The organism is Streptomyces sp. NPDC043427 (assembly GCF_056436655.1).
In genome coordinates this window covers 88,184-109,774 of record NZ_JBWKCC010000010.1, presented here as the reverse complement: position 1 = coordinate 109,774, position 21,591 = coordinate 88,184, and the positions used below count along the sequence as shown (strand labels likewise).

Here is a 21,591-nt window from a genome sequence, read left to right as displayed (position 1 = left end):
ATGCCCCGAAGAGGCCACCTGATCACCGCGCTCTTGGGAGCGGCGCTGCTCCTCGGCTCCGTGACGCACCCGGCCGTCTCCCAGACCGGTCACGACGGCAGGCGCGTGCTCGTCTTCTCCAAGACGGCCGGCTTCCGCCACGACTCGATCCCGGCCGGGCTCGCCGCGGTACGGCAACTCGGCGAACGCGGCGGCTTCACCGTCGACGCCACCGAGGACGCGAGGGCGTTCACGCCCGCCAACCTGCGCCGCTATGACGCGGTCGTGTTCCTGTCGACGACGGGAGACGTCCTCGACGCCGCCCAGCAGACCGCCTTCGAGGGCTACATCCGCCACGGCGGCGGCTACGTCGGGATCCACGCCGCCGCCGACACCGAGTACGACTGGGCGTTCTACGGCGGCCTCGTCGGCGCCTACTTCCAGTCGCACCCGGCGATCCAGCAGGCCGAGGTGAACGTCGAGGACCGGGCCCACCCGGCGACCTCGGCGCTCCCACGGACCTGGGAACGCACCGACGAGTGGTACAACTACCGCTCCAATCCCCGGGATCGGGCCCACGTCCTGGCCTCGCTCGACGAGTCCTCGTACACCGGCGGCACCATGAACGGCGATCACCCGATCGCCTGGTGCCAGAACTACCGGGGCGGCCGGGCCTTCTACACGGGAGTCGGCCACACCGTCGAGTCGTACGCCGAACCCGCCTTGCTCGCCCACCTGCTGGGTGGAATCCGCTGGGCGATCGGCGACGCGCAGGCCGACTGCCGTCCGGAGAACGGCTATCGGCCGCTCTTCGACGGCACGGCCGCTTCGCTCGACGGGTGGAAGCAGGCGGGGCCGGGCTCGTTCACCCTCGACGGCGACGGCACGCTGACGTCGTCGGGCGGCATGGGCCTGCTGTGGTACGCCGACCGGAGCTTCGAGGCGTACTCCCTGAAGCTCGACTGGCGGATGTCCGGTGTGTCCGGTGCCTCCGCCGGGGCCGGCGCCTCCGGTGCCGCCGGTGACGACAACTCCGGTGTGTTCGTGGGCTTCCCGTCCTCGGACGACCCGTGGTCGGCGGTGAACAACGGCTACGAGATCCAGATAGACGCCACGGACGTGCCCGAGAAGACCACCGGGGCCGTCTACGGCTTCCGGTCCGCCGACCTGGAGAAGCGCGACCGCGCGCTGAACCCGCCGGGGGAGTGGAACACGTACGAGATCCGTGTGGAGGGCGAACGCCTGCGCGTCTGGCTCAACGGCGTGAAGATCAACGATTTCGCGAACACCGATCCGGCCCGGAGCCTGCGCGACGGACACCTCGGCATCCAGAACCACGGAGCCGACGACCAGGTGTCCTTCCGTAACGTCCGGATCAAGGAACTGCCCGTCAGGGGCAACTGAGCGGCGGCGGGCGGGGGACGCCGGACTCCCGCCCGCCGTCCTTTCCCCGTCTGCGCCGGTCCCGTTGGTGTCCGTCCGGTTGGTGTCGGTGCTCTCGACAAGGAGGCTGCTCATGTCCGTGCCCGTGCCTGTGTCCCTGTCCGCGTCCGTTTCCGCACCGCGTGTCGGTGTCTGGCTGATCGGGGCGCGCGGTTCCGTCGCCACCACCGTCGTCGCGGGATGCGCAGCCGTCACCGCGGGTCTGCACGCGCCGACCGGCCTGGTCACCGAGACACCCGAGTTCGCGGAGAGCGGCCTGCCGGCGTTGTCGTCCCTCGTCTTCGGCGGCCACGACACGGTGGACTGCCCTCTGCCCAAGCGGGCGGAGGAACTGGCGGCCGGCGGCGTACTGCCCCCCGGCCTGCCGTCTGCCGTCGCCGCCGAACTCGACGCGGTGGAGCGGGAGATCCGACCGGGAGGCCCCGCCCCGGGCGACACGCGGGACGTGGAGGAGTTGATCACCACCTTCGCTTCCGACATGCGGGACTTCGTACGACGGCGCGGTCTGGAGCGGGCGGTGGTGGTGAACGTGGCGTCCACCGAGCCGCCGCCCACCTCGGGCGCGCTCCCACCGAGCTCGCTGTACGCGGCGGCAGCCCTGCGCGCCGGCTGTCCGTACATCAACTTCACCCCCTCGACGGGCCTGCACCACCCCGCCCTCGCCGCCGCCGCCGAATCGAGCGGCCTGCCGTACGCCGGCCGAGACGGCAAGACCGGACAGACGCTGCTGCGCTCCGTCCTCGGCCCGATGTTCACCCATCGCGCCCTCGCGGTCCGGGCCTGGTCCGGCACCAACCTGCTGGGCGGCGGGGACGGCGCGGCGCTGGCCGACCCGGCCGCCGCGGCCGCGAAGAACGCGGGCAAGGAACGTGTCCTCACCGACACCCTCGCCGCCGCTCCCGAGGGCCAGGTCCACATCGACGACGTACCGGCGCTCGGCGATTGGAAGACGGCCTGGGACCACATCGCCTTCGACGGCTTCCTCGGCACCCGCATGATCCTCCAGACCATCTGGCAGGGCTGCGACTCGTCCCTGGCCGCACCTCTCGTCCTCGACCTTGCCCGCCTGACCACCCGCGCCCACGAGGCAGGTCTCCGCGGCCCCCTCACCGACCTCGGCTTCTTCTTCAAGGACCCGGTGGGGGACGGGCCGGCGGCCCTGGGAGAGCAGTACGCGGCACTGGTAGGCCTCGCGCGCCGGCTGAGGGACGCCGACGCGGGGGAGGAGGAGTGAGGCGGGGCAGTGGGGTCGTCGGCGTGTCCCGTACGCGGGGCGACCGCAGGCACCACCGTCGCCGCGCCTGGGCCGAACTCCTCCGCCTCCCCGCGCTGTTCACCGTCCCCGGAGACGCACTGGCAGGCGCCGCGGCGACCGCCACACGTCCCAACTCCCGTACCCTGCTCGCCATCGGTTCCTCCCTGTGTCTCTACGAGGCCGGTATGGCCCTCAACGACTGGGCCGACCGTGAGGAGGACGCCGCCGAACGCCCACACCGTCCCCTCCCGTCCGGGCGTATCCGTCCCTCCGCGGCCCTGACGGCGGCCTGCACCCTCACGGTGAGCGGCCTGGCCCTCGCGGCTTGCGCCGGACGCCCGGCACTCGCGGTCGCCGCACCGCTCGCGGCCACGGTCTGGGCGTACGACCTCGCCCTGACGCACACGCCCGCCGGCCCCGCGGCCATGGCCACCGCCCGCGCCCTGGACCTCCTCCTCGGCGCGGCGGCCACCACCGGCCACATCCGCGAGGCGCTCCCGTCGGCCGGTCTTCTGGGTGCCCACACCTTCGCGGTCACCGCCGTCTCCCGGCACGAGACCCGAGGCGGCTCAACACAGGCCCCGTTGGCGGCCCTCACCGCGACCGCCCTGCTGACCGGACTCCTGCCCCGGCTGAGCCGGCGAGCCCTTGTCCGTCGGTCGTCGGAGCCCAGCAGCCGTCCCGTACAGCCCGTCGCCGACGCTCTGGGCACGGCCCTCGGGGCCGTCTACGCCACCACAGCCGCGCGCCCCTACCTCCACGCCGCCCTCAACCCGTCACCCCCTCTCACCCAGCGGGCCGTCGGCGGCGGCATCCGCGCCATGATCCCGCTCCAGGCGGCGCTCGCCGCCCGTTCCGGGGCCGGTGTCACCGCCGTGCTCGTCGCGGCCCTCGCCCCGGCCGCCGGCAGATACGCGAGGAAGGTGAGCGTCACATGAGCCCTCGGTCCACCAGCCGGGCCACTCCCCTGAACAGCCCCCTCCGCTTCGGCTACGGCACCAACGGCCTCGCCGACCTCCGCCTCGACGACGCCCTCACCCTCCTCGCCGACCTCGGCTACGACGGTGTCGGTCTGACCCTCGACCACATGCACCTCGACCCGCTCGCCCCGGACCTCGCCACCCGCACGCGTCGCCTCGCACACCGGCTGGACGGCCTCAATCTTGAGGTCACCGTCGAGACCGGCGCCCGCTACGTCCTCGACCCACGCCGCAAACACGGACCCTCCCTCCTCGACCCCGACCCAAACGACCGAGGCCGCCGCGTCGACCTGTTGACCCGTGCCGTCCAGGTCGCCGCCGATCTCGGTGCGCACGCCGTGCACTGCTTCAGCGGCACCGCCGCGCCGGGCACGGACGAGGACACGGCCTGGAAGCGGCTGGCCGAGTCCCTGACCCCCGTCCTGGACGCCGCCACCGCCGCCGGCATCCCGCTCGCCGTCGAACCCGAACCGGGTCACCTCCTCGCCTCCCTCTCCGACTTCCACCGCCTGCGCCGGGCCCTCGGCGACCCGGATCATCTCGGTCTCACGCTCGACATCGGCCACTGCCAGTGCCTCGAACCCCTTTCTCCCGCCGACTGCGTACGAGCCGCCGCACCTTGGCTGCGCCACGTCCAGATCGAGGACATGCGCCGCGGTGTCCACGAGCACCTCCCTTTCGGAGACGGGGACATCGACTTCCCACCCGTTCTCGCGGCCCTCGCCGCCACCGGATACCAGGGCCTGACCGTCGTCGAACTGCCCCGCCACTCCCACGCCGGACCTCACTTCGCCGAACTCTCCCTCCCCTTCCTCCGGCAGGCAGCCCCGCCCACCGCACCTCCCCGCCCCCGGGCAGAGACGGACACCCCGCCTACGCCCCCAGAAGCCACCGCACCGCCAGGCCCACCGACAGCACCGTCCGCCCCACCCCCAGGCGAGCCCTCCGCCACCCCAGAAGGGAACTTCTCATGACGCGTCCGCACGCGGCCCACCCGGCCTGCCGCCCGGCCGACTCGACGGACCCGAACCCCGGGGCACCCGCCTCCGGGGCACCCGCCTCCGGGGCACCCGCCTCCGGGACATCAGCCCCGCCCTCCGGCGTCGATGGCCCCGTCTCATCTTCCGCACCTGCCCTCGCCCACAGCCCTCTCTCCGAAGTGCGCGCCCACCTGGACGCCACCCTCGACACCCCCGCCCGCACCTGGCTCGACCGGGCTCTTGACGACGCGGCCTCCCACCCCGGTCTCCACGGGCCCATCTCCGTGTGGGAGCTGCGCCTCGCCGAGGCAGGGCGCCGATGCGGTGCGGAACACGCCGACGCCGTGCGCGTCCTCATCCTGCACGCGGCCCGAGCCGATCCGACCGTGCTCACCCGTGTCTACTTCCAGGGCACCGCAGCAGAACGCCGCGCCGTCCTCCAAGCCCTGCACCACCTGGTGCCGGGCCCGGACGCCCTCCCGCTCGTCGAGGACGCCCTGCGCACCAACGACACCCGGCTGCTGTCCGCCGCCGTCGGCCCCTACGGCGCCCGGCACCTCGACGCCCACGCCTGGCGCCATGCCGTTCTGAAGTGCCTCTTCACCGGTGTCCACATCGGCGAGGTGACCGACCTCGACCGCCGCGCCCGCGCCGACCCCGAACTGGCCCGCATGCTCGGCGACTACGTCGCCGAACGCACCGCCGCCGACCGCCCCGTCCCCGCGGACCTGCACCGCGTCCTCACCCTCACCCGGTCCGCACCGGCCGAGCCCCGCACGGACCGCCCCCACGGCGAGGAGTCCTGATGCGCATCTTCGACCCCCACATCCACATGACGTCCCGAACCACCGACGACTACGAGGCCATGCACGCCGCGGGCGTCCGTGCCGTGGTCGAGCCCTCCTTCTGGCTCGGCCAGCCCCGCACCTCGCCTGCCTCCTTCCTCGACCACTTCGACTCCCTCCTGGGCTGGGAGCCGTTCCGCGCGGCCCAGCACGGCATCGCCCACCACTGCGCGCTCGCCCTCAACCCCAAGGAGGCCAACGACCCGCGCTGCGCCCCCGTCCTCGACGAACTGCCCCGGTATCTCCTCAAGGACCACGTCGTGGCCGTCGGCGAGATCGGCTACGACTCGATGACGCCCGCCGAGGACACGGCGCTCGCCGCCCAGCTCCAGCTCGCCGCCGACCACGGCCTGCCCGCGCTCGTCCACACCCCGCACCGCGACAAGCTCGCCGGACTGCGCCGCACCCTCGACGTCGTCCGCGAGTCCGCGCTGCCCCCGGAACGGGTGCTGGTCGACCACCTCAACGAGACCACCGTCAAGGAGGCCAGGGACAGCGGCTGCTGGCTGGGCTTCTCCGTCTATCCCGACACCAAGATGGACGAGCGGCGGATGGTCGCGATCCTCCAGTCCTTCGGGCCGGAGCGCGTCCTCGTGAACTCCGCCGCCGACTGGGGCAGGAGCGATCCCCTCAAGACCCGCAGGGTCGGTGACTTGATGCTGGCGGAGGGCTTCAGGGACGACGACGTGGACCAGGTGCTGTGGCGCAACCCCGTAGCCTTCTACGGTCTCAGCGGCCGTCTGAACCTGGACGTCGGCGCCCCCGACGCAACCCACGAGGGCAACTCCGTCCTGCGTGGCGGGGAGTGAGCGATGCGCTTCCGCCACCCCGACGGCACCACCGTCCACCTCGCCTACTGCACCAACGTGCACCCCGCCGAAACCCTCGACGGCGTCCTCGCCCAACTGCGCGACCACTGCGAGCCCGTCCGCCGACGCCTCGGCCGCGACCGCCTCGGCATCGGCCTGTGGCTCGCCAGGGACGCGGCCCACACCCTCGTCAGCGACCCGTCCGCGCTGCGTGGCCTGCGCACCGAGCTCGACCGGCGCGGCCTCGAGGTCGTCACCCTCAACGGCTTCCCCTATGAGGGCTTCGGCGCCGAAGAGGTCAAGTACCGTGTGTACAAGCCGGACTGGGCCGATCCGGAACGCCTCGGCCACACCACCTCCCTGGCCCGTGTCCTTGCCGGGCTCCTCCCGGACGACGTCACCGAGGGCAGCGTCTCCACCCTGCCGCTCGCCTGGCGCACCGCCCAGGACTCCAGCCGTGCCGACGCCGCCCGCGCCGCACTGCGTGCCCTCGCCGAACGCCTCGACGCCCTCGCCGAGCTGACCGGCCGTTCCATCCGTGTCGGCCTGGAACCGGAACCCGGCTGCGTCGTCGAGACCACCGGCGACGCCATCGCGCCGCTCACCGCGATCGACCACGACCGCATCGGTGTCTGTGTCGACACCTGCCACCTCGCCACCTCTTTCGAAGATCCGCACACCGCCCTGGACGCGCTCACCCGAGCCGGCGTCCCCGTCGTCAAGTCCCAGCTCTCGGCCGCCCTGCACGCCGAGCACCCTGGCCTCCCCGATGTCCGCGAGGCCCTCGCCGCCTTCGACGAGCCCCGCTTCCTGCACCAGACCCGTACTGTCACCGCCGCCGGTCTGTGCGGCACCGACGACCTGGGCGAGGCGCTCAAGGGCGACGCCCTGCCCGACGCCACACCCTGGCGCGCCCACTTCCACGTCCCGCTGCACGCGGCCCCCGCCGCGCCCCTCACCTCCACGCTCCCCGTGCTGAGGGCCGCACTGACCCGGCTCGTCGGCGGCCCGCACCCGCTCACCCGTCATCTGGAGGTCGAGACCTACACCTGGCAGGCCCTCCCACCCGAGCTGCGCCCCCGCGCCCGCACCCAGCTCACCGACGGCATCGCCGCCGAACTCTCCCTCGCGCGCGACCTGTTGACGGACCTCGGCCTGAAGGAGCTCCCGTGAGCACCGACAGCACCGCCAGTACCGCCATGAGCCCCGACGGCACCGTCACGAGCCCCCACCAGGCCACCAACCCGGGTCCCGCCCCGGCCCCCACCCCTCTCCTGGTCCTGGACGTCGTCGGCCTCACCCCCCGTCTCCTCGAGCACATGCCTCACCTCAAGGCCCTCGCCCGGTCGGGCTCCCAGGCGCCGCTCGGTACCGTCCTGCCCGCCGTCACCTGTGCCGCTCAGTCGACCTTCCTCACCGGTACCCCCCCGTCGGAGCACGGCATCGTCGGCAACGGCTGGTACTTCCGCGAGCTGGGTGACGTACTGCTGTGGCGGCAGCACAACGGCCTCGTCGCCGGAGACAAGCTGTGGGACGCGGCCCGTCGGGCGCACCCCGGCTACACGGTCGCCAACATCTGCTGGTGGTACGCCATGGGCGCCGACACCGACATCACCATCACCCCCCGTCCGATCTACTACGCCGACGGCCGCAAGGAACCCGACTGCTACACCAGGCCCCCGGCCCTGCACGACGAACTCACCGCGCAGCTCGGCACCTTTCCGCTCTTCCACTTCTGGGGCCCTGGCGCCGACCTCGTCTCCAGTCGCTGGATCATCGACGCGACCCGGCACATCATCCGCACCCGCCACCCCGACCTGACGCTCTGCTACCTCCCCCACCTCGACTACGACCTGCAGCGCTTCGGCCCCGACGACCCGCGCTCCCTGAAGGCGGCGGCCGAGCTGGACACGGCCCTCGCCCCGCTCCTCGACGACGCCCGCACCGAGGGCCGTACCGTCGTCGCGCTCTCCGAGTACGGCATCACCCGCGTGAGCAGGCCCGTCGACATCAACCGGGCCCTGCGCCGCGCCGGACTGCTCGAGGTGCACACGCAGGACGGCATGGAGTACCTGGACCCGATGGCGTCCCGCGCCTTCGCCGTCGCCGACCACCAGATCGCCCACGTCTATGTACGCCGCCCCGAGGACCTCGACGCCGCCCGGGCCGCGCTCGCCGACCTGCCCGGCATCGAGCGACTCCTCGACGACGAGGGCAAGAAGGAGCACCATCTCGACCACCCGCGCTCCGGCGAACTGGTCGCCGTCGCGGAACCGGACGCCTGGTTCACGTACTACTACTGGCTCGACGACGCCCACGCGCCCGACTTCGCGCGGCTCGTCGAGATCCACCGCAAACCCGGCTACGACCCGGTCGAGCTCTTCATGGATCCGCTCGACCCGTATGTGAAGGTCAAGGCGGCCACGGCACTGGCGCGCAAGAAGCTCGGCATGCGTTACCGCATGGCGGTCGTGCCCCTGGACGCCTCACCTATTCGCGGCAGCCACGGCCGCCTTCCGGCGAGCGACGACGACGGTCCGCTCCTCATCTGCTCCACCCCCCGTGCAGTCGGCGGCCGTGTCGCGGCCACCGACGTGAAGTCTCTCCTGCTCCGACTGGCCGGTCTGTCCTGACTGGTCACAAGTGAAGCACTCACCACTGACAACGGCCCGAGATCCCGAGGAGTTCCAGCATGAGCCGCACCTTCCGGTCCGACCCCGAACTCGCCCACCGGCTCACCAGACGAGGCATGCTCGGCGTGGCCGCAGGCGCCTCCGCCGCCGCCCTGCTGGGCGCGGCCACGAGCCCCGCCACCGCCGCCGCCGACAGCGCGGACACCGCGAACGCGTCGGCGGGCCGCGGCCGCCCCGTCCTGCCGCCCGGCCGGCTCGGCATCCAGCTCTACAGCCTGCGCGACAAGGTCTCCACGCTCGGCTTCGCCCCCGTCTTCGCCGAACTGGAGAAGTACGGCTACGACGAGGTGGAGTTCGCCGGCTACACCCAGGGCTCCGCGGGCCCCATCACCCTCGCCCAGCTCAAGCGGCTGGCGAGGAACCACGGCCTGAACCCGATCGGCAGCCACGTCGGCTACTACTCCAGCGACCCGGCCGCCTACACCTTCGCGCAGAACCTCACCAAGGTCCTCGACGACGCCGAGGCGCTCGGACTCAAGCACATCGGCACCGCCTCGGGACCGTTCCGCTACGGCTCGACCGTCGACGCGTGGAAGCGCGCGGCCGAGGAGTTCAACACCTACGGCGCGGCGGCCCGGGCGCGCGGCATGAAGTTCTACCAGCACAACCACTCCGAGGAGTTCTCCTTCGCCACCGACAACCCCAAGGTACGGCTGTACGACGTGCTGCTCGCCGAGACCGACCCCGACCTGGTCTTCCTGGAGATGGACATCTTCTGGGCGTACTCGGGCCAGTTCCGCTTCTCGAAGCGGCCCGACGGCACGCCCGCACCCTTCGAACCGCTGAACTACGTCCTCAGGCAGCCTCACCGCTACCCGCTCTTCCACGTGAAGGACGGCGTGAGCGATCCGGCGAACCAGTACGGCTACCGCATGACCGACGTCGGCGACGGCGACATCGACTACCGGCGGTTCATCTCCGCGGTCACCCGGCTGCGCGGCGAGCGCATGGCGCACCACTGGCAGGCCGAGCACGACAATCCGACCGAGTCGTTCACCTTCGCGCGGCGTTCGAGTGAGCACCTGCACTCGCTGCGCGAGAAGTGCTGAGCCGCGCGCGCGAGGTGGCCCTCCGAGTCCGAGACCGGGGAGGGCCACCTCCTGAACAGGGCGCGGGGCGCCGTCCCGCTGCACCGCGGGGCCCTGCGGACGCCCGCTTCCTGCCCGGCCAGGAGCGTCGGCCACGGCGCCCCGCGCTCCCGCGGGGACCGCGACGAGCTGGTCGGCGGCTTCGGCGCGTCCTGGCGCGGGGCCTTCGTCGGCGGCGAGCTGCTGGCGCGCGCGGTGACGCGGGGGCCGACGGGGGAGCGGCTGCCGGGGAACGTCTGGGAGTACCAGCTCATGCCGTACGAGAGTGCGCACGAGCATCCCGGGGTGACCGATTCGTCACCCCGGGTGATGCCTTCGGGTGCCGCCGCCAGAGCGCCTGAGGAGAGGGAAACGCAGGTGAAAGGCACCCCGAAAGCTTGGTATTGTTGTCCATGTCGCCGCGGGGAACACCCCCGGCAAGGCGGCAGACACCTGGTCCGGGTGGCGGAATGGCAGACGCGCTAGCTTGAGGTGCTAGTGCCCTTTATCGGGCGTGGGGGTTCAAGTCCCCCCTCGGACACCACTCACCTCGTGCGGGACGAGCAGAAGCTCGTCCCGCACGAGGTTTTCTTGTCCGTTCCCGCGGATCAGGAAGCAGTGCAGCCGCCGACCGCCGGCGTGGCGGAGTTCCCCTTCTTCATCACCGTGAACCCGAAGCTCGTGGATGCCCCGGCGGCGAGCGTTCCGTTGCCGTTCATGGTCATCACGTTCCCGCTGCCGTCCCAGGTGGGCGTGCCGTTCCACGTGGCGGAGACCGTCTGCGGGGATGTCACCGTGACATTCGTGGTCCAGCTGCTGATCGCGGACGCACCCGCCGTGATCGTCACCTTGCCGTTGTAGCCGTCGCTCCACTCCTCTGCCTTGCTGTACGTCGCCGTACACGTCGCGCTGCCGCCGCCCCCGCCCCCGCTCCCGCCGCCCGAGGAGGAGCCGCCGAGCGCGTTGAGCACCGCGGTGTACGCGGCCTTCTTCGTGTAGTGGCCGTCGAACAGCAGGGGCGTGCCGCTCGCGCGCCACGAGTACTTGTCGGTGACGCCCCAGACGGTGATGCCGGTGCAGCGGGAGACGGCCAGGCAGGCCTGCACCACATTGTTGTAGCTGTTGGCCAGGGCTGTTCCGGAGCCCTCGATGTCCCGCTCGGTGATCTGTACGTCGACGCCGAGGTCGGCCAAGCGCTGCAGGTTCGCCCGGTACTCGCCGGGCACGGGGGAGGCACTGTAGAAGTGGGACTGGAAGCCCACGCAGGTCGGCGGAGCCGAAGCTGTAGGAGCCCCGTGTGCGCTCGGTGGCGTCCCACTTCATCTCGTTCTCCGGCGTCACGGAGTTGAACTCGGTGTCGAGCGTGCTGACATACGGGGATTCACCGAGGTGGTTCACCGCGACCGCGACGCCGAAGTAGCGGCCCTTGCCGGCGGCGGCGGAGCCCAGGGTGCTCGCGGCGTCGGCCGACCCGGCGAGAGCGGTCAGGCCGGCCGTGGCGAGCAGGCCCGCCGTGCCGAGGGTCAGTCCCCACGGACGCGTGGGCGCCAACGGGGGCGTTCGGAAGGGGCGTTGCGAGGTGCCTTCATAACCATGTCATTTCCTTTTGGTGGTTGATCTCCCGATGTGCTGGACGGGGCCGACCGGAAGCCCCGGTCATGGCTGATACTTGAAACATACAGCGATCTCGAAAGTTTCGAAGCTGCTTCCGGATGGCTGAGTAGGCAGTAAGGACAGTACTCATGGGCGTCAATGGAGTGCGTCGCGCGACGTGCGGGAGGGCTGCGGTGACGGTCAGGCGGTGAAGATTCGGACAGCTGCTCGAAAGTTTCGAAGACGGACGTCCGGCATCACGGTGAAGCTTGCGCCGATGTCAACCAACATGGGCTGACTGACCGTCAATGGTCCAGCAAAGGCAGCATATTGGCGGTCAGGGACCGGTTCCTACGATGATACGATCACCGCGCTTGTAGAGCGGGCGGATGGGCGGTCCGCCGGTCCCCCCGTTATTGACGGGAATTCAGCAGCTGGCCGTCAGTCGCCTGAAGAGAGTCTTATGACGCAATACATACAGAACCCGGTATTCTGGGCTCTCCTGTTCGTCATCCTTGCCACGATCGCGGTCATTGTTCGCCAACGCAGGGCGGCAAAGACTTTGAGGCAGGAGATCGCGGGGCTCAGAAATCATTACTCCGAGCTGGAGAACCAATACTCGGAATCCGTCGAGGCCGCGCAGGAACGGGCCGAGGAAGCGACGAAAACGGTCCTCAAGTCCGCCATGCGGACCCTCCAAGGTCTCGCCGCAGAGCAGCAGTTGATTGTTTCCAGGCTGCAGAACAAGTACGGCGAGTCGGTGATCCTCCAGGACCTTCTGGAGATCGACCACACGAACTCGCAGTTCGGTCGGCGCGCCCAGTCGATCGCCGTGCTGTGCGACGGCTGGCTGGGCCGGCAACGCGACGTCGCCTCGGTTTATGACGTGGTCCGCAGCGCGCAGGGGAGGGTCCGGCACTACCGACGCGTCGAAATTCTTTCCCAGGTCGACTTCGGTATCACCAGCCGTGCCGTCGAACCGGTCGCCCTGGCTCTCGCGGAACTGCTCGACAACGCCACCAGCTATTCCAGCCCGGACACGATCGTCGAAATCAATATTCGCACCGTGCCCAAGGGAATTTGCATCGTCGTCGACGACGCAGGCGTCGGCATGAATGACGAGGAGCGGGCGAAAGCGGAGAAGCTCCTGTCCAGCGAGCGGGTCTCGGGCGTCTCCGAGCTCGGCAACCCGCCGCAGTTCGGCTTCGCCGTCATCGGCGTCCTGTGCGAACGCTTCGGATTCGAGGTGTCCGTGGATTCCAGCTCTCCGTACGGCGGCGTCCGCGCGGTCGTCCTTCTGCCGCACGAGCTGCTCACCAACATGCCGGAGAAGAAGGCGCCGGCCCCGGCCGATCCCGACGCCGAGTCCGCCGCCGTCCCCGCCGTTCCCGCGCCGGACCTCGGTGGCCCCGAACCCGCGCTGACGTCCTCGACCGTCGACGGTCTGCCCAAGCGTCGCCGCAAGCGGCCCATGGCCATCGTGCCGGGCAGCACCTCGGCCACACGCACGGCCCGCTCCGGTGCGGAGACGGCCGCCATCATGGGCGCCTTCCAGCGGGGCACGCAGTCCGGTCGCGCCACGCAGGCGGACACCGCCGAGCAGACCAGCAGCACACGTGATGCGAGCAGCGAAGGACATGAGGTCTCGTGAACGACGATCTGTCATGGATGCTTGACAGTGCCCTGGAGATCCCCGGTGCCCTGCACGCGGTACTGATCTCCGCCGACGGTCTGCTGATGGCCCGGACGCAGGACTTCGGCAAGGACGATGCGGACCGGGTCGCCGCCGGTATGAGCGGGGTCCAGTCCCTCAGCCGCTCGCTCGGCTTCTTCATCGGCGGCACCCGGCACCACTGGCGGCAGACACTCGTCGAGTTCGACGAGGGCTGGGTCTTCCTGATCTCCGCCGGCGAGGGCGCCTACCTCGGTGTCTCCGCGTCCCCGGACGTCGACATGGCGGACATCACCTTCCGTATGCAGCAGCTCGTCGGCCAGCTGGGCAAGGCCCTGACGACGCCGCCGCGCGAGAACCTCGGCGCGCGCTCATGACCGGTCCCGACGCGCTGGAGCCCCAGGCCGCCGAATTAGTGCGTCCGTACGTCATCACCAAGGGGCGGGGTCTGCCCGATGAGGCGCAGCTCTCCCTGATCACCCTGGTCACCGCGGCGGCCGACCACCAGCAGCGTCCGACCCGGCTCTCGCCCGAGGAGCAGAACCTGCTGGACCTCTGCTCGGCTGGCTACCTCTCGGTCGCCGAGGTCGCCGGGCACACACGGCTGCCGCTGGGCGTGGTGAAGATCCTGCTCTCCGCCCTCACGGAGGGCGGCTACCTCATCACCCGCGCGCCCGTGCAGCGGGCTCCGCTCGCCGACAAGCAGATCCTGGAGGAGGTGCTGAATGGTCTCAGGGCCAAGTTTGGATGAGCAGGACTACGTCCGTGACGGGGCGACGCAGACCGCGGTGAAGATCCTCGTCGTCGGGCACTTCGCGGTGGGCAAGACCACCTTCATCGGAGCGATCTCGGAGATCACCCCGCTGTCCACCGAGGAGACGATGACCCGGGCCGGGGAGTCGTTCGACGACCTCAAGGGCGTACGGGGCAAGACGACCACCACGGTGGCCATGGACTTCGGTCGCCTGACCATCAGCGAACGGGTCGTGCTGTACCTGTTCGGCACGCCGGGTCAGCAGCGGTTCGTGCAGATGTGGGAGGACATGGCGCGCGGCGCCCTCGGGGCGCTGGTGCTGGTCGACCCCGAGCGGCTCGCGGACTCCTTCGCCGTGATCGATCTGATCGAGCAGTACGGACTCGACTACGCCATCGCCGTCAACCGCTTCGACGGCACACCGCTTCGCGAGGAGAGGGCGCTGCGCGAGGCACTGGATCTGCTCGACGACACGCCCGTCGTGACCTGCGACGCGCGCGACGAGAGGTCGTCGGCGGACGCCCTGATCACTCTCGTCCGCTATTTGCTGCAACGCGCTCACTAGGAGCAAGCATGGACGCTCAACCCACCGCCCCGGTCCCCCCGCCCGGGTGCCCGGCCCACCACACCGGCGCCCGGGTGCCGCTGTACGGGCCGGAGTTCGCGGCCGATCCGCAGGCGTACTACACCTATCTGCGCCACTACGGGCCGGCCGCGCCCGTGGAGCTCGCGCCGGGCGTGGAGGCGACCCTCGTCACGGACTACACGGCGGCGCTCCAACTCCTGCAGGACTCCAGCTCCTTCCGCAAGGACGCCCGCCGCTGGCGGGACTTCAACGACGGCAAGGTGAGCCCGGAGAGCCCGGTCTTCCCCCTGCTGGCCTACCGGCCCAACTGCATGTTCAGCGACGGCGCCGAGCACCTGAGACTGCGTCAGGCGGTCACTGACAGCATGGCCCGCGTCGACTCGCGTCGGCTGGGCCAGAGCACCGAGCGCATCTCCGACTACCTCATCTCCCAGTTCAGCGGCCGTGGTTCGGCCGACCTGCTCGGTGACTACGCCAAGCAACTGCCGCTGTTCGTGCTGAACGACCTCTTCGGCTGCCCCGCGGACATCGGCGACCGGGTGCTCTTCGGCATCTCCGGCATGTTCGACGGCAACAACGCCGAGAAGGCCGCCCAGGTGCTGTTCCAGGCGGTCGGCGAACTGGTGGCGCTGAAGCGGGCCAGGCCCGGTGAGGACGTCACCTCCTGGTTGATGCAGCATCAGTCACGCCTCACCGACGAGGAGATGGTGCACCAGCTCGCCCTCCTCCTCGGCTCCGGCGTCGAACCGCTGCGCAACCTCATCGGCAACACCCTGCACCTGCTGCTCACCGACGACCGCTACGCCTACAAGGGCGGTCTGATCGAGGAAGCCATCGACGACACGCTGTGGGACAACCCGCCCATGGCGAACTACGCGCCGCACTACCCGGCGGCCGACATGGAGTTCGCCGGCCAGAAGCTGAGGGCGGGCGACCTGGTCCTGGTCAGCTTCGCCGCGGCCAACACCGGCCCGGCGCTGACCGCCGCACGCCAGGCGGGAAGCAACCGCGCCCACCTGTCCTGGAGCGCGGGTCCGCACGCCTGCCCCTCCAAGGAGCCGGTCCGGCACATCACCGTGACGGCCCTCGAGCACCTGCTCAACCGGCTCCCCGACGTCGAGCTCTCCGTACCGTCGGACAGTCTGACCTGGCGGCAGGGTCCCTTCCACCGTGCGCTGGCCCAAATTCCTGTTCGTTTCACGCCGGTTCAGGCGGCGCGACGGCCGGCGGCGCCGGCCAGGACGCAGACGCCGGTGCCCGCCGCGCACGCCGAGCCGGGGAGCCGGAGGTCCGAACGGTCCGGACTGTGGAGCCAGTTCCTGACCTGGGTGACGAGGTGATTCTCACGACACGCCTCCAACTCCCCCGGATTGCATGAAGTTTCAACCGCGGGGGTAGTGAGCAACGCGGTTATCCGTGTTGGTTACGAGGCAAAGGAGGTGTCGTGGACCACATATCCACCGACGCCGCTTTCGTTCGGTACGCGACCGCGTTGCTCCGACCCCGGCCCCCCATACCCGGGGGGCGTGCGAACGCCCCCTCCACCAGGGACCAACTCCACAGCTCGACCAGCGAGATACCCGCCTTCGCAGGCGGGTATCTTCATGTGCGCTCCGGCGTGTGGCGGGAGGACCGGTGACCGACTCCCGGTTCGGCGGCACGACGCCCGCAAGGGCTGAGACACTCGGCGGGCACACGGCGGGACAGTTGCTGCGCCTGTGCGACGTCGTGGGACTGGACTCGGCTTCGGCCGGGTCCTACGCACAGACGCTGACCGACGCGCTGGGCCCGGTGGCCGAACGGCCACTGGATCTGCCGCCCCCCACCCCCACCTTCCTCTCCGACGACCAGACCCCGGTGGAGTTCTCGCTCTCCTTCTCGCCGGACGCGGCCCCGACGCTCCGCGTGTTGGTCGAACCGGGGTACGGCGCCGCGGGCCTGACGCAGAACGGCCGGACCGGACTGCGCGTCGTCCGCGAGATGGCCAGGCGCTGGGGCTTCACCACCGACCGGCTCGACGAACTGGAGGACCTGTTCTTCCCCGCCTCCCCTCAGGGTCCGTTGACCCTGTGGTGCGCGCTGGAGCTGAGACCCGGCGGGGTCCCGAAGGTCAAGGTGTATCTCAACCCCGCCGCTTCCGGGGCAAAACGTTCCGCCGACACGGTTCGGGAGGCTCTGACCCGGCTCGGCCACCCCGACGGGTTCGAGTCGCTCCCCCCGGCCGACGGCTACCCCTTCCTCGCCCTCGACCTCGGCGACTGGGACGCCCCCCGCGCCAAGGTCTACGTCCGGCACCCGGATCTCGCGGCCACGGAGGCGGGCCTGCTGTCGCGGGCGGACTCCGGTCCCCTGCACATGGAGGTCGAGGACTTCTTCCGTACGGCCGCCGGACTCGACGCCGACGCCGGTGACCGGGCCGACGTACGACTCGACAGGCGGCCCGTCCTGACCTGTCACTCCTTCACCGACTCGGCGAGCGGTGCACCGAGCGGTTTCACCCTCCACATCCCGGTCCGCGACTACGTACGCCACGACGGCGAGGCCCTGGCACGCGCCGAGACACTGCTCCTTCGGTACGGCGTGGATCCCGCGCCGCTCGGCCGGTCGCTGACCGCACTCACCGCACGCCGACCCGAGGACGGCGTGGGGCTCATCGCCTACCTGGCCCTCGCCCACCAGCGGGGCCGACCGCCGCGGGTGACCGCGTACATCTCCTCGGAGGCCTACGAGGTTCGGCCGCCCGCAGTTCTGGAGCCACCGCGGGCCGAAGCCGTGGGGTGACCCACCTTCGGCCGCGATGCCGACGCTCCCGGTGAATGGGGCCCCACCAGGGCGACTCCGTTCACCAGGAGCCTCGTGAGAGAGGGCGCCGGACGAGCCGGCCGGCCTCCTATTCGTCCCGCAATTCGTCGCACAGCTCCCGCAGATAGGGCGCGACGTCGACCTGGATGGACGCGCCCTCCGCCGCACCGTAGCGGCTGTTGATGCCGCTCAGATACGCGCTGATCTCCTTGCGCATGACCTCCGCGGACGGCAGGACGGCCTCGCCGTCGATGATCCGCGCGACCCACCGCGACTGCGCCTCGACGAGCCGGGTGATGGCGCCCACGGGACGGACCAGGCCGACGAAGTGCAGGCCGGGGTGATCCGGTGCGACGACCCGCTTGTACAGCTCGACCGACCCCTGTGGACCGGCCGGGACTCCGGCGGGCAGGAACGGGAAGGCCATCCGGAAGCCGGTGCAGTAGACGACGGCGTCGGCCTCGGTGGACGTGCCGTCGGTGAACACGACCCGGTTGCCGTCCAACGACTCGATCGCGGGCTTCGGGGTCACCGCGCCGTGCCGTATACGGCTGAGGATCTCGTCCGAGATGGTCACGGCCGAGGAGAAGATGGGGTGGTCCGGTTCCGGCAGGCCGTAGTCGCCCAGCCTGCCCCGCGCGACGAGCAGGGCCTGTTCGACGAAACGGCGCTGTTCCGCGAAGGACATCCGGGTCCACCACGGGGCGTCGGCGATCTCGTCGACCGAGACGCCGAAGAGCTGCTTGGGGACGATGTGCAGTCCCCGGCGCACCGACAGCACGGTGTGTGCGGCGTGCCGGGACAGGTCGGCGGCGATGTCCACCGCCGATGCCCCGAGCCCCACGACGACGACCCGTCGCCCGGCGAAGTCGGCGCCGTCCCGGTAGTCCAGGGAGTGGAGAATCGTTCCCTCGAAGGCATCGGAGCCAGGCGGCAGGGGATCCGGCAGCGCGGGCTCCGAGTTGTGTCCGGAGGCGACGAGCACATGGGCGAAGTTCCTCGAGGTCACCTCGCCGTCCGCGTCGCGGCTGGTGACCGTCCAGGTTCCGTCGGTGTCCTGTCGTACGGACACCACCTCGGTGCGCAGCTCGACGTGCGGCAGGACGCCCGCCCACTCGGCGAAGGACCGCAGGTAGGCGGCGACGGCGTCGTGCCGGGGATACAGGGGGTAGGAGTCCGGCATCGGGAAGGCGGAGTACGCGGTCAGCTGCTTGGCCGTGTTGAGGTGCAGCGACACGTAACCCGGGCCTGGTTCGCCCGCCTGCGGCCGGCGCCAGATGCCTCCGACGTCCGGTGCCTTCTCCAGGCAGACGAACTCGATGCCTCTGGCCGCGAGGGCGTGCGCCGCCGCGAGGCCCGACAGGCCCGTGCCGATGACGCACACCGCCGCAGCGGATGACATGCTCAAAGCTCCCCCCACAGGACGCCTCTTGATCCTTCCGGCATTGACTGCCCATCCGCTTCACGCCTCACACCAGAGGAGTGCTGCATCACAGGCGTGGCGCTCGGGGAGGCAGGCCGCGGCGTCGTAGCGGGGGGAGGGACAGGACCGGCCGAAGTCCGGGACGCTCAGCCGAGCTTCTTCAGGAGTTCCGTGGCGAGTGGGGCGGAGGATGCCGGGTTCTGGCCGGTGACGAGGTTGCGGTCGACGATCACGTGCGGTGCCCACGGCTCGCCCACCCGCACCTCGACGCCCGCCTCGGTGAGCCGGTCCTGGAGCAGCCACTTCGCCTGGCCGGCGAGACCTGCCTGCGTCTCCTCGGCGTTGGTGAACGCCGCCACCCGGTACCCGGCGAACGCGTTCGCGCCGTCCTCCTTCACGGCGGCCAGCAGCGCAGCGGGCCCGTGGCAGACCACGCCGAGCGGCTTGCCCGACTCCAGCGCGTCGACGAGCAGCCCGCCGGACACGGTGTCGACAGCGAGGTCCTCCATGGGGCCGTGGCCACCCGGGTAGAACACGGCGGCGTAGTCGTCGAGCCGTACGTCCTCCAGCCGGACCGGCTGCCGCAGCTCGGTCATCCCGGCGAGGACGCCCGCGACCCGGTCGGCGTTCTCCTGGCCGCCGTTCACCTCAGCGGCCAGGCTGCCCTTGTCCACGGTCGGGACGACCCCGCCCGGCGTGGCGACGACGATCTCGTGTCCGGCGGACTTGAACGCCTCGTACGGGGCGACGGCTTCCTCGGCCCAGAAGCCGGTGGGGTGCTGGGTGCCGTCGGCCAGCGTCCAGTGGTCGGCGCCGGTCATCACGAAGAGGATCTTGGACATGGCTTCTCCGAAGTCGTTCTGTGTGTGTGGGGGGAGGGGGAGAACTGACGTTACGGGTTCGACGATAGGGGGAGGCTCCGTCTCACGCTCCGGCGGCCCACAAGCCCCGCACATGCCCCAGGTGCCGGCTCATGACCTCGCGCACCGCGCGCTCGTCCCGCGCCAAGAGGGCGTCCAGCAGTTCCAGGTGCTCTTCCGCGGAAGCGAGGAGACGGCCGGACTCGAGGAGGGCGGTGAGACCGTAGAGGCGGGAGCGGCCGCGTAGGTCGCGGACGACCTCGACCAGGTGGGCGTTGCCGGCCAGGGCCAGCAGACCCAGGTGGAAGCGGGTGTCGGCCTCCACGTACGCGATGAGGTCACCGGCCACCGCGGCGGTGACGATCTCCCGGGCGGCCGGGCGCAGCGCCTCCAGCGAGACGGGGTCGGCCGTGCCCGCCAGCCCCACGACGGTCGGGATCTCGATGAGCGCACGGATGTGGGTGTATTCGTCGAGTTGTTTCTCCGAGACCTCCGTGACCCGGAACCCCTTGTTGGGGACGCTGTCGACCAGCCCCTCCTTCGCGAGATCCAGCATCGCCTCGCGCACCGGGGTCGCGGAGACGCCGAAGCGGGCGGCGAGGCCCGGCGCGGAGTACACCTCGCCGGGCCGCAGCTCACCCGCGATCAGCGCGGCACGCAGGGCGTCGGCGACCCGTTCGCGGTAGCTGCTCCGGCGTCCGCCCAGCCGGGGCAGCGCGGGTCCGGCGGCAGGCGGCGGGCTGCTGCTGCGCTGGGCGGCCATCGGGTGTCTCCTTGGAGCAGATGTGGGGCTGTGAGGGAGGGACGGGGCTCAGAGGACGAAGCCCGCCGGGAACGGGTCCGTCGGGTCCAGCAGATACTGTGCCGTACCCGTGATCCAGGCCCGCCCCGTGAAGCTCGGCAGCACGGCGGGTACACCGGCCACCTCGGTCGTGCCGAGCAGCCGGCCCGTGAAGTGGGTGCCGATGAAGGACTCGTTCACGAACTCGGTGTGCAGCGGCAGTTCGCCCCGCGCGTGCAGTTGCGCCATGCGCGCGCTGGTCCCCGTACCGCAGGGGGAGCGGTCGAACCACCCGGGGTGGATGGCCATCGCGTGCCGGGAGTGCCGGGCCGTGGCGCCGGGCGCGTACAGGTGGACGTGGTGGCAGCCGCGGATCGACGCATCCTGCGGGTGGACCGGCTCCTCCTCGGCGTTGATCGCGTCCATCAGCGCCAGCCCCGCCGCGAGGATGTCGTCCTTGCGGGCGCGGTCGAAGGGCAGATCGAACTCCTCCAGCGGCAGGATCGCGTAGAAGTTGCCGCCGTACGCCAGGTCGTACGTCACCGTACGGCCGTCCGCCAGCGTCGCCTTGCGGCCGAGGCCGACCGAGAAGGACGGCACGTTCCGGAGCGTCACCGCCCGGGCCGCGCCGTCCTCCACCGCGACCTCGGCGACCACCAGGCCGGCCGGGGTGTCGAGGCGGATGGTGGTCACCGGCTCGACGACCTCGACCATGCCGGTCTCGACGAGCACCGTCGCCACCCCGATCGTGCCGTGTCCGCACATCGGCAGATAGCCGGAGACCTCGATGTAGACGACGCCCCAGTCGCAGTCCGGGCGGGTGGGCGGCTGCAGGATCGCGCCGCTCATCGCGGAGTGGCCACGCGGTTCGTTCATCAGCAACTGCTTGATGTCGTCGCGGTGTTCACGGAAGTACAGCCGCCGCTCGTTCATCGTCGCGCCGGGGATGGTCCCGATCCCGCCGGTGATCACGCGGGTGGGCATGCCCTCGGTGTGCGAGTCGACGGCGTGCAGGACGAGCTTGCTGCGCATGAGGTCCCCTTCCGGGCCGTGGCGTTGGTGACACCGA

Annotated in this window: 19 protein-coding genes, 1 tRNA gene and 2 pseudogenes; 17 read left to right on the top strand and 5 right to left on the bottom strand. The window is 70.8% G+C overall.

The window, feature by feature from the left end; translation table 11 throughout:
- The 11 genes and pseudogenes from AC067M_RS18810 (at position 1) to AC067M_RS18760 (ending at position 10,595) form a co-directional block, all read left to right on the top strand.
- A complete protein-coding gene (locus AC067M_RS18810) occupies positions 1 to 1,383 on the top strand; it encodes a ThuA domain-containing protein (protein ID WP_478698102.1) in 1,383 nt (460 codons plus the stop codon).
- 112 nt (positions 1,384 to 1,495) lie between these two features.
- Complete coding sequence (locus AC067M_RS18805; RefSeq protein WP_478698101.1) at positions 1,496 to 2,656, top strand: inositol-3-phosphate synthase; 1,161 nt, start codon at positions 1,496 to 1,498, stop codon at positions 2,654 to 2,656.
- A complete protein-coding gene (locus tag AC067M_RS18800) occupies positions 2,653 to 3,615 on the top strand; it encodes an SCO3242 family prenyltransferase (RefSeq protein WP_478698100.1) in 963 nt (320 codons plus the stop codon). Before AC067M_RS18805 ends, AC067M_RS18800 begins: the two co-directional genes overlap by 4 nt.
- Positions 3,612 to 4,631: a sugar phosphate isomerase/epimerase family protein gene (locus AC067M_RS18795; protein ID WP_478698099.1), complete on the top strand. Its 1,020-nt coding sequence runs from the start codon at positions 3,612 to 3,614 to the stop codon at positions 4,629 to 4,631. The genes AC067M_RS18800 and AC067M_RS18795 overlap by 4 nt, the downstream gene beginning before the upstream one ends.
- Positions 4,628 to 5,443: an EboA domain-containing protein gene (locus tag AC067M_RS18790; protein WP_478698098.1), complete on the top strand. Its 816-nt coding sequence runs from the start codon at positions 4,628 to 4,630 to the stop codon at positions 5,441 to 5,443. The genes AC067M_RS18795 and AC067M_RS18790 overlap by 4 nt, the downstream gene beginning before the upstream one ends.
- Positions 5,443 to 6,291 (top strand): TatD family hydrolase, encoded by an 849-nt coding sequence (locus tag AC067M_RS18785; RefSeq protein WP_478698097.1) that lies wholly within the window; start codon positions 5,443 to 5,445, stop codon positions 6,289 to 6,291. The genes AC067M_RS18790 and AC067M_RS18785 overlap by 1 nt, the downstream gene beginning before the upstream one ends.
- 3 nt (positions 6,292 to 6,294) lie before the next feature.
- Positions 6,295 to 7,464 (top strand): metabolite traffic protein EboE, encoded by a 1,170-nt coding sequence (gene eboE, locus AC067M_RS18780; protein WP_478698096.1) that lies wholly within the window; start codon positions 6,295 to 6,297, stop codon positions 7,462 to 7,464.
- 26 nt (positions 7,465 to 7,490) lie between these two features.
- Positions 7,491 to 8,924 (top strand): alkaline phosphatase family protein, encoded by a 1,434-nt coding sequence (locus tag AC067M_RS18775; protein WP_478698225.1) that lies wholly within the window; start codon positions 7,491 to 7,493, stop codon positions 8,922 to 8,924.
- Positions 8,925 to 8,983: 59 nt separating this feature from the next.
- Complete coding sequence (locus tag AC067M_RS18770; protein ID WP_478698095.1) at positions 8,984 to 10,033, top strand: sugar phosphate isomerase/epimerase family protein; 1,050 nt, start codon at positions 8,984 to 8,986, stop codon at positions 10,031 to 10,033.
- Positions 10,034 to 10,150: 117 nt separating this feature from the next.
- Positions 10,151 to 10,330, top strand: a pseudogene (locus AC067M_RS18765) (aldehyde dehydrogenase family protein); the annotation flags it as partial.
- Positions 10,331 to 10,507: 177 nt separating this feature from the next.
- Positions 10,508 to 10,595: transfer RNA gene (locus tag AC067M_RS18760), tRNA-Leu, on the top strand.
- Between the two features lie 64 nt (positions 10,596 to 10,659).
- Here AC067M_RS18760 and AC067M_RS18755 read toward each other — a convergent pair.
- Positions 10,660 to 11,602: pseudogene (locus AC067M_RS18755) on the bottom strand (endo-1,4-beta-xylanase).
- A gap of 505 nt (positions 11,603 to 12,107) precedes the next feature.
- Here AC067M_RS18755 and AC067M_RS18750 point away from each other — a divergent pair.
- From AC067M_RS18750 to AC067M_RS18725, 6 genes are all read left to right on the top strand, one after another.
- A complete protein-coding gene (locus tag AC067M_RS18750; RefSeq protein ID WP_478698094.1) occupies positions 12,108 to 13,295 on the top strand; it encodes an ATP-binding protein in 1,188 nt (395 codons plus the stop codon).
- On the top strand, positions 13,292 to 13,693 hold the full coding sequence (locus AC067M_RS18745; RefSeq protein ID WP_037680888.1) for a roadblock/LC7 domain-containing protein: 402 nt from the start codon (positions 13,292 to 13,294) through the stop codon (positions 13,691 to 13,693). Before AC067M_RS18750 ends, AC067M_RS18745 begins: the two co-directional genes overlap by 4 nt.
- Positions 13,690 to 14,067, top strand: a complete 378-nt coding sequence (locus AC067M_RS18740) for a DUF742 domain-containing protein (RefSeq protein ID WP_478698093.1) — start codon at positions 13,690 to 13,692, stop codon at positions 14,065 to 14,067. Before AC067M_RS18745 ends, AC067M_RS18740 begins: the two co-directional genes overlap by 4 nt.
- The gene (locus AC067M_RS18735; protein ID WP_478698092.1) at positions 14,042 to 14,635 is read left to right on the top strand and encodes a GTP-binding protein; all 594 of its coding nucleotides are present in this window, start codon (positions 14,042 to 14,044) and stop codon (positions 14,633 to 14,635) included. Before AC067M_RS18740 ends, AC067M_RS18735 begins: the two co-directional genes overlap by 26 nt.
- An 8-nt stretch (positions 14,636 to 14,643) precedes the next feature.
- Positions 14,644 to 15,996 (top strand): cytochrome P450, encoded by a 1,353-nt coding sequence (locus AC067M_RS18730; protein ID WP_478698091.1) that lies wholly within the window; start codon positions 14,644 to 14,646, stop codon positions 15,994 to 15,996.
- Between the two features lie 295 nt (positions 15,997 to 16,291).
- Positions 16,292 to 17,437: a tryptophan dimethylallyltransferase family protein gene (locus AC067M_RS18725; RefSeq protein ID WP_478698090.1), complete on the top strand. Its 1,146-nt coding sequence runs from the start codon at positions 16,292 to 16,294 to the stop codon at positions 17,435 to 17,437.
- Positions 17,438 to 17,546: 109 nt separating this feature from the next.
- On the opposite strand, the gene AC067M_RS18720 is transcribed toward AC067M_RS18725, so the two are convergent.
- The 4 genes from AC067M_RS18720 to AC067M_RS18705 form a co-directional block, all read right to left on the bottom strand.
- On the bottom strand, positions 17,547 to 18,860 hold the full coding sequence (locus tag AC067M_RS18720; RefSeq protein WP_478698089.1) for a flavin-containing monooxygenase: 1,314 nt from the start codon (positions 18,858 to 18,860) through the stop codon (positions 17,547 to 17,549).
- Positions 18,861 to 19,027: 167 nt separating this feature from the next.
- Positions 19,028 to 19,723, bottom strand: a complete 696-nt coding sequence (locus AC067M_RS18715; RefSeq protein ID WP_478698088.1) for a type 1 glutamine amidotransferase domain-containing protein — start codon at positions 19,721 to 19,723, stop codon at positions 19,028 to 19,030.
- 82 nt (positions 19,724 to 19,805) lie between these two features.
- Positions 19,806 to 20,504 carry a GntR family transcriptional regulator gene (locus tag AC067M_RS18710; RefSeq protein WP_478698087.1) on the bottom strand — a complete coding sequence of 233 codons (699 nt, stop codon included), beginning with the start codon at positions 20,502 to 20,504 and terminating at the stop codon, positions 19,806 to 19,808.
- Between the two features lie 48 nt (positions 20,505 to 20,552).
- The gene (locus tag AC067M_RS18705; protein ID WP_478698086.1) at positions 20,553 to 21,554 is read right to left on the bottom strand and encodes a proline racemase family protein; all 1,002 of its coding nucleotides are present in this window, start codon (positions 21,552 to 21,554) and stop codon (positions 20,553 to 20,555) included.
- Between the last annotated feature and the right edge of the window lie 37 nt (positions 21,555 to 21,591).

Coding starts and splice junctions, on each gene's coding strand:
- AC067M_RS18750 (WP_478698094.1), top strand. CDS start 12,108: ATGACGCAATACATACAGAACCCGGTATTCTGGGCTCTCCTGTTCGTC.
- AC067M_RS18715 (WP_478698088.1), bottom strand. CDS start 19,723: ATGTCCAAGATCCTCTTCGTGATGACCGGCGCCGACCACTGGACGCTG.
- AC067M_RS18710 (WP_478698087.1), bottom strand. CDS start 20,504: ATGGCCGCCCAGCGCAGCAGCAGCCCGCCGCCTGCCGCCGGACCCGCG.
- AC067M_RS18790 (WP_478698098.1), top strand. CDS start 4,628: ATGACGCGTCCGCACGCGGCCCACCCGGCCTGCCGCCCGGCCGACTCG.
- AC067M_RS18730 (WP_478698091.1), top strand. CDS start 14,644: ATGGACGCTCAACCCACCGCCCCGGTCCCCCCGCCCGGGTGCCCGGCC.
- AC067M_RS18720 (WP_478698089.1), bottom strand. CDS start 18,860: ATGTCATCCGCTGCGGCGGTGTGCGTCATCGGCACGGGCCTGTCGGGC.
- AC067M_RS18805 (WP_478698101.1), top strand. CDS start 1,496: ATGTCCGTGCCCGTGCCTGTGTCCCTGTCCGCGTCCGTTTCCGCACCG.
- AC067M_RS18795 (WP_478698099.1), top strand. CDS start 3,612: ATGAGCCCTCGGTCCACCAGCCGGGCCACTCCCCTGAACAGCCCCCTC.
- AC067M_RS18770 (WP_478698095.1), top strand. CDS start 8,984: ATGAGCCGCACCTTCCGGTCCGACCCCGAACTCGCCCACCGGCTCACC.
- AC067M_RS18740 (WP_478698093.1), top strand. CDS start 13,690: ATGACCGGTCCCGACGCGCTGGAGCCCCAGGCCGCCGAATTAGTGCGT.
- AC067M_RS18785 (WP_478698097.1), top strand. CDS start 5,443: ATGCGCATCTTCGACCCCCACATCCACATGACGTCCCGAACCACCGAC.
- AC067M_RS18810 (WP_478698102.1), top strand. CDS start 1: ATGCCCCGAAGAGGCCACCTGATCACCGCGCTCTTGGGAGCGGCGCTG.
- eboE (WP_478698096.1), top strand. CDS start 6,295: ATGCGCTTCCGCCACCCCGACGGCACCACCGTCCACCTCGCCTACTGC.
- AC067M_RS18735 (WP_478698092.1), top strand. CDS start 14,042: ATGGTCTCAGGGCCAAGTTTGGATGAGCAGGACTACGTCCGTGACGGG.
- AC067M_RS18775 (WP_478698225.1), top strand. CDS start 7,491: ATGAGCCCCGACGGCACCGTCACGAGCCCCCACCAGGCCACCAACCCG.
- AC067M_RS18705 (WP_478698086.1), bottom strand. CDS start 21,554: ATGCGCAGCAAGCTCGTCCTGCACGCCGTCGACTCGCACACCGAGGGC.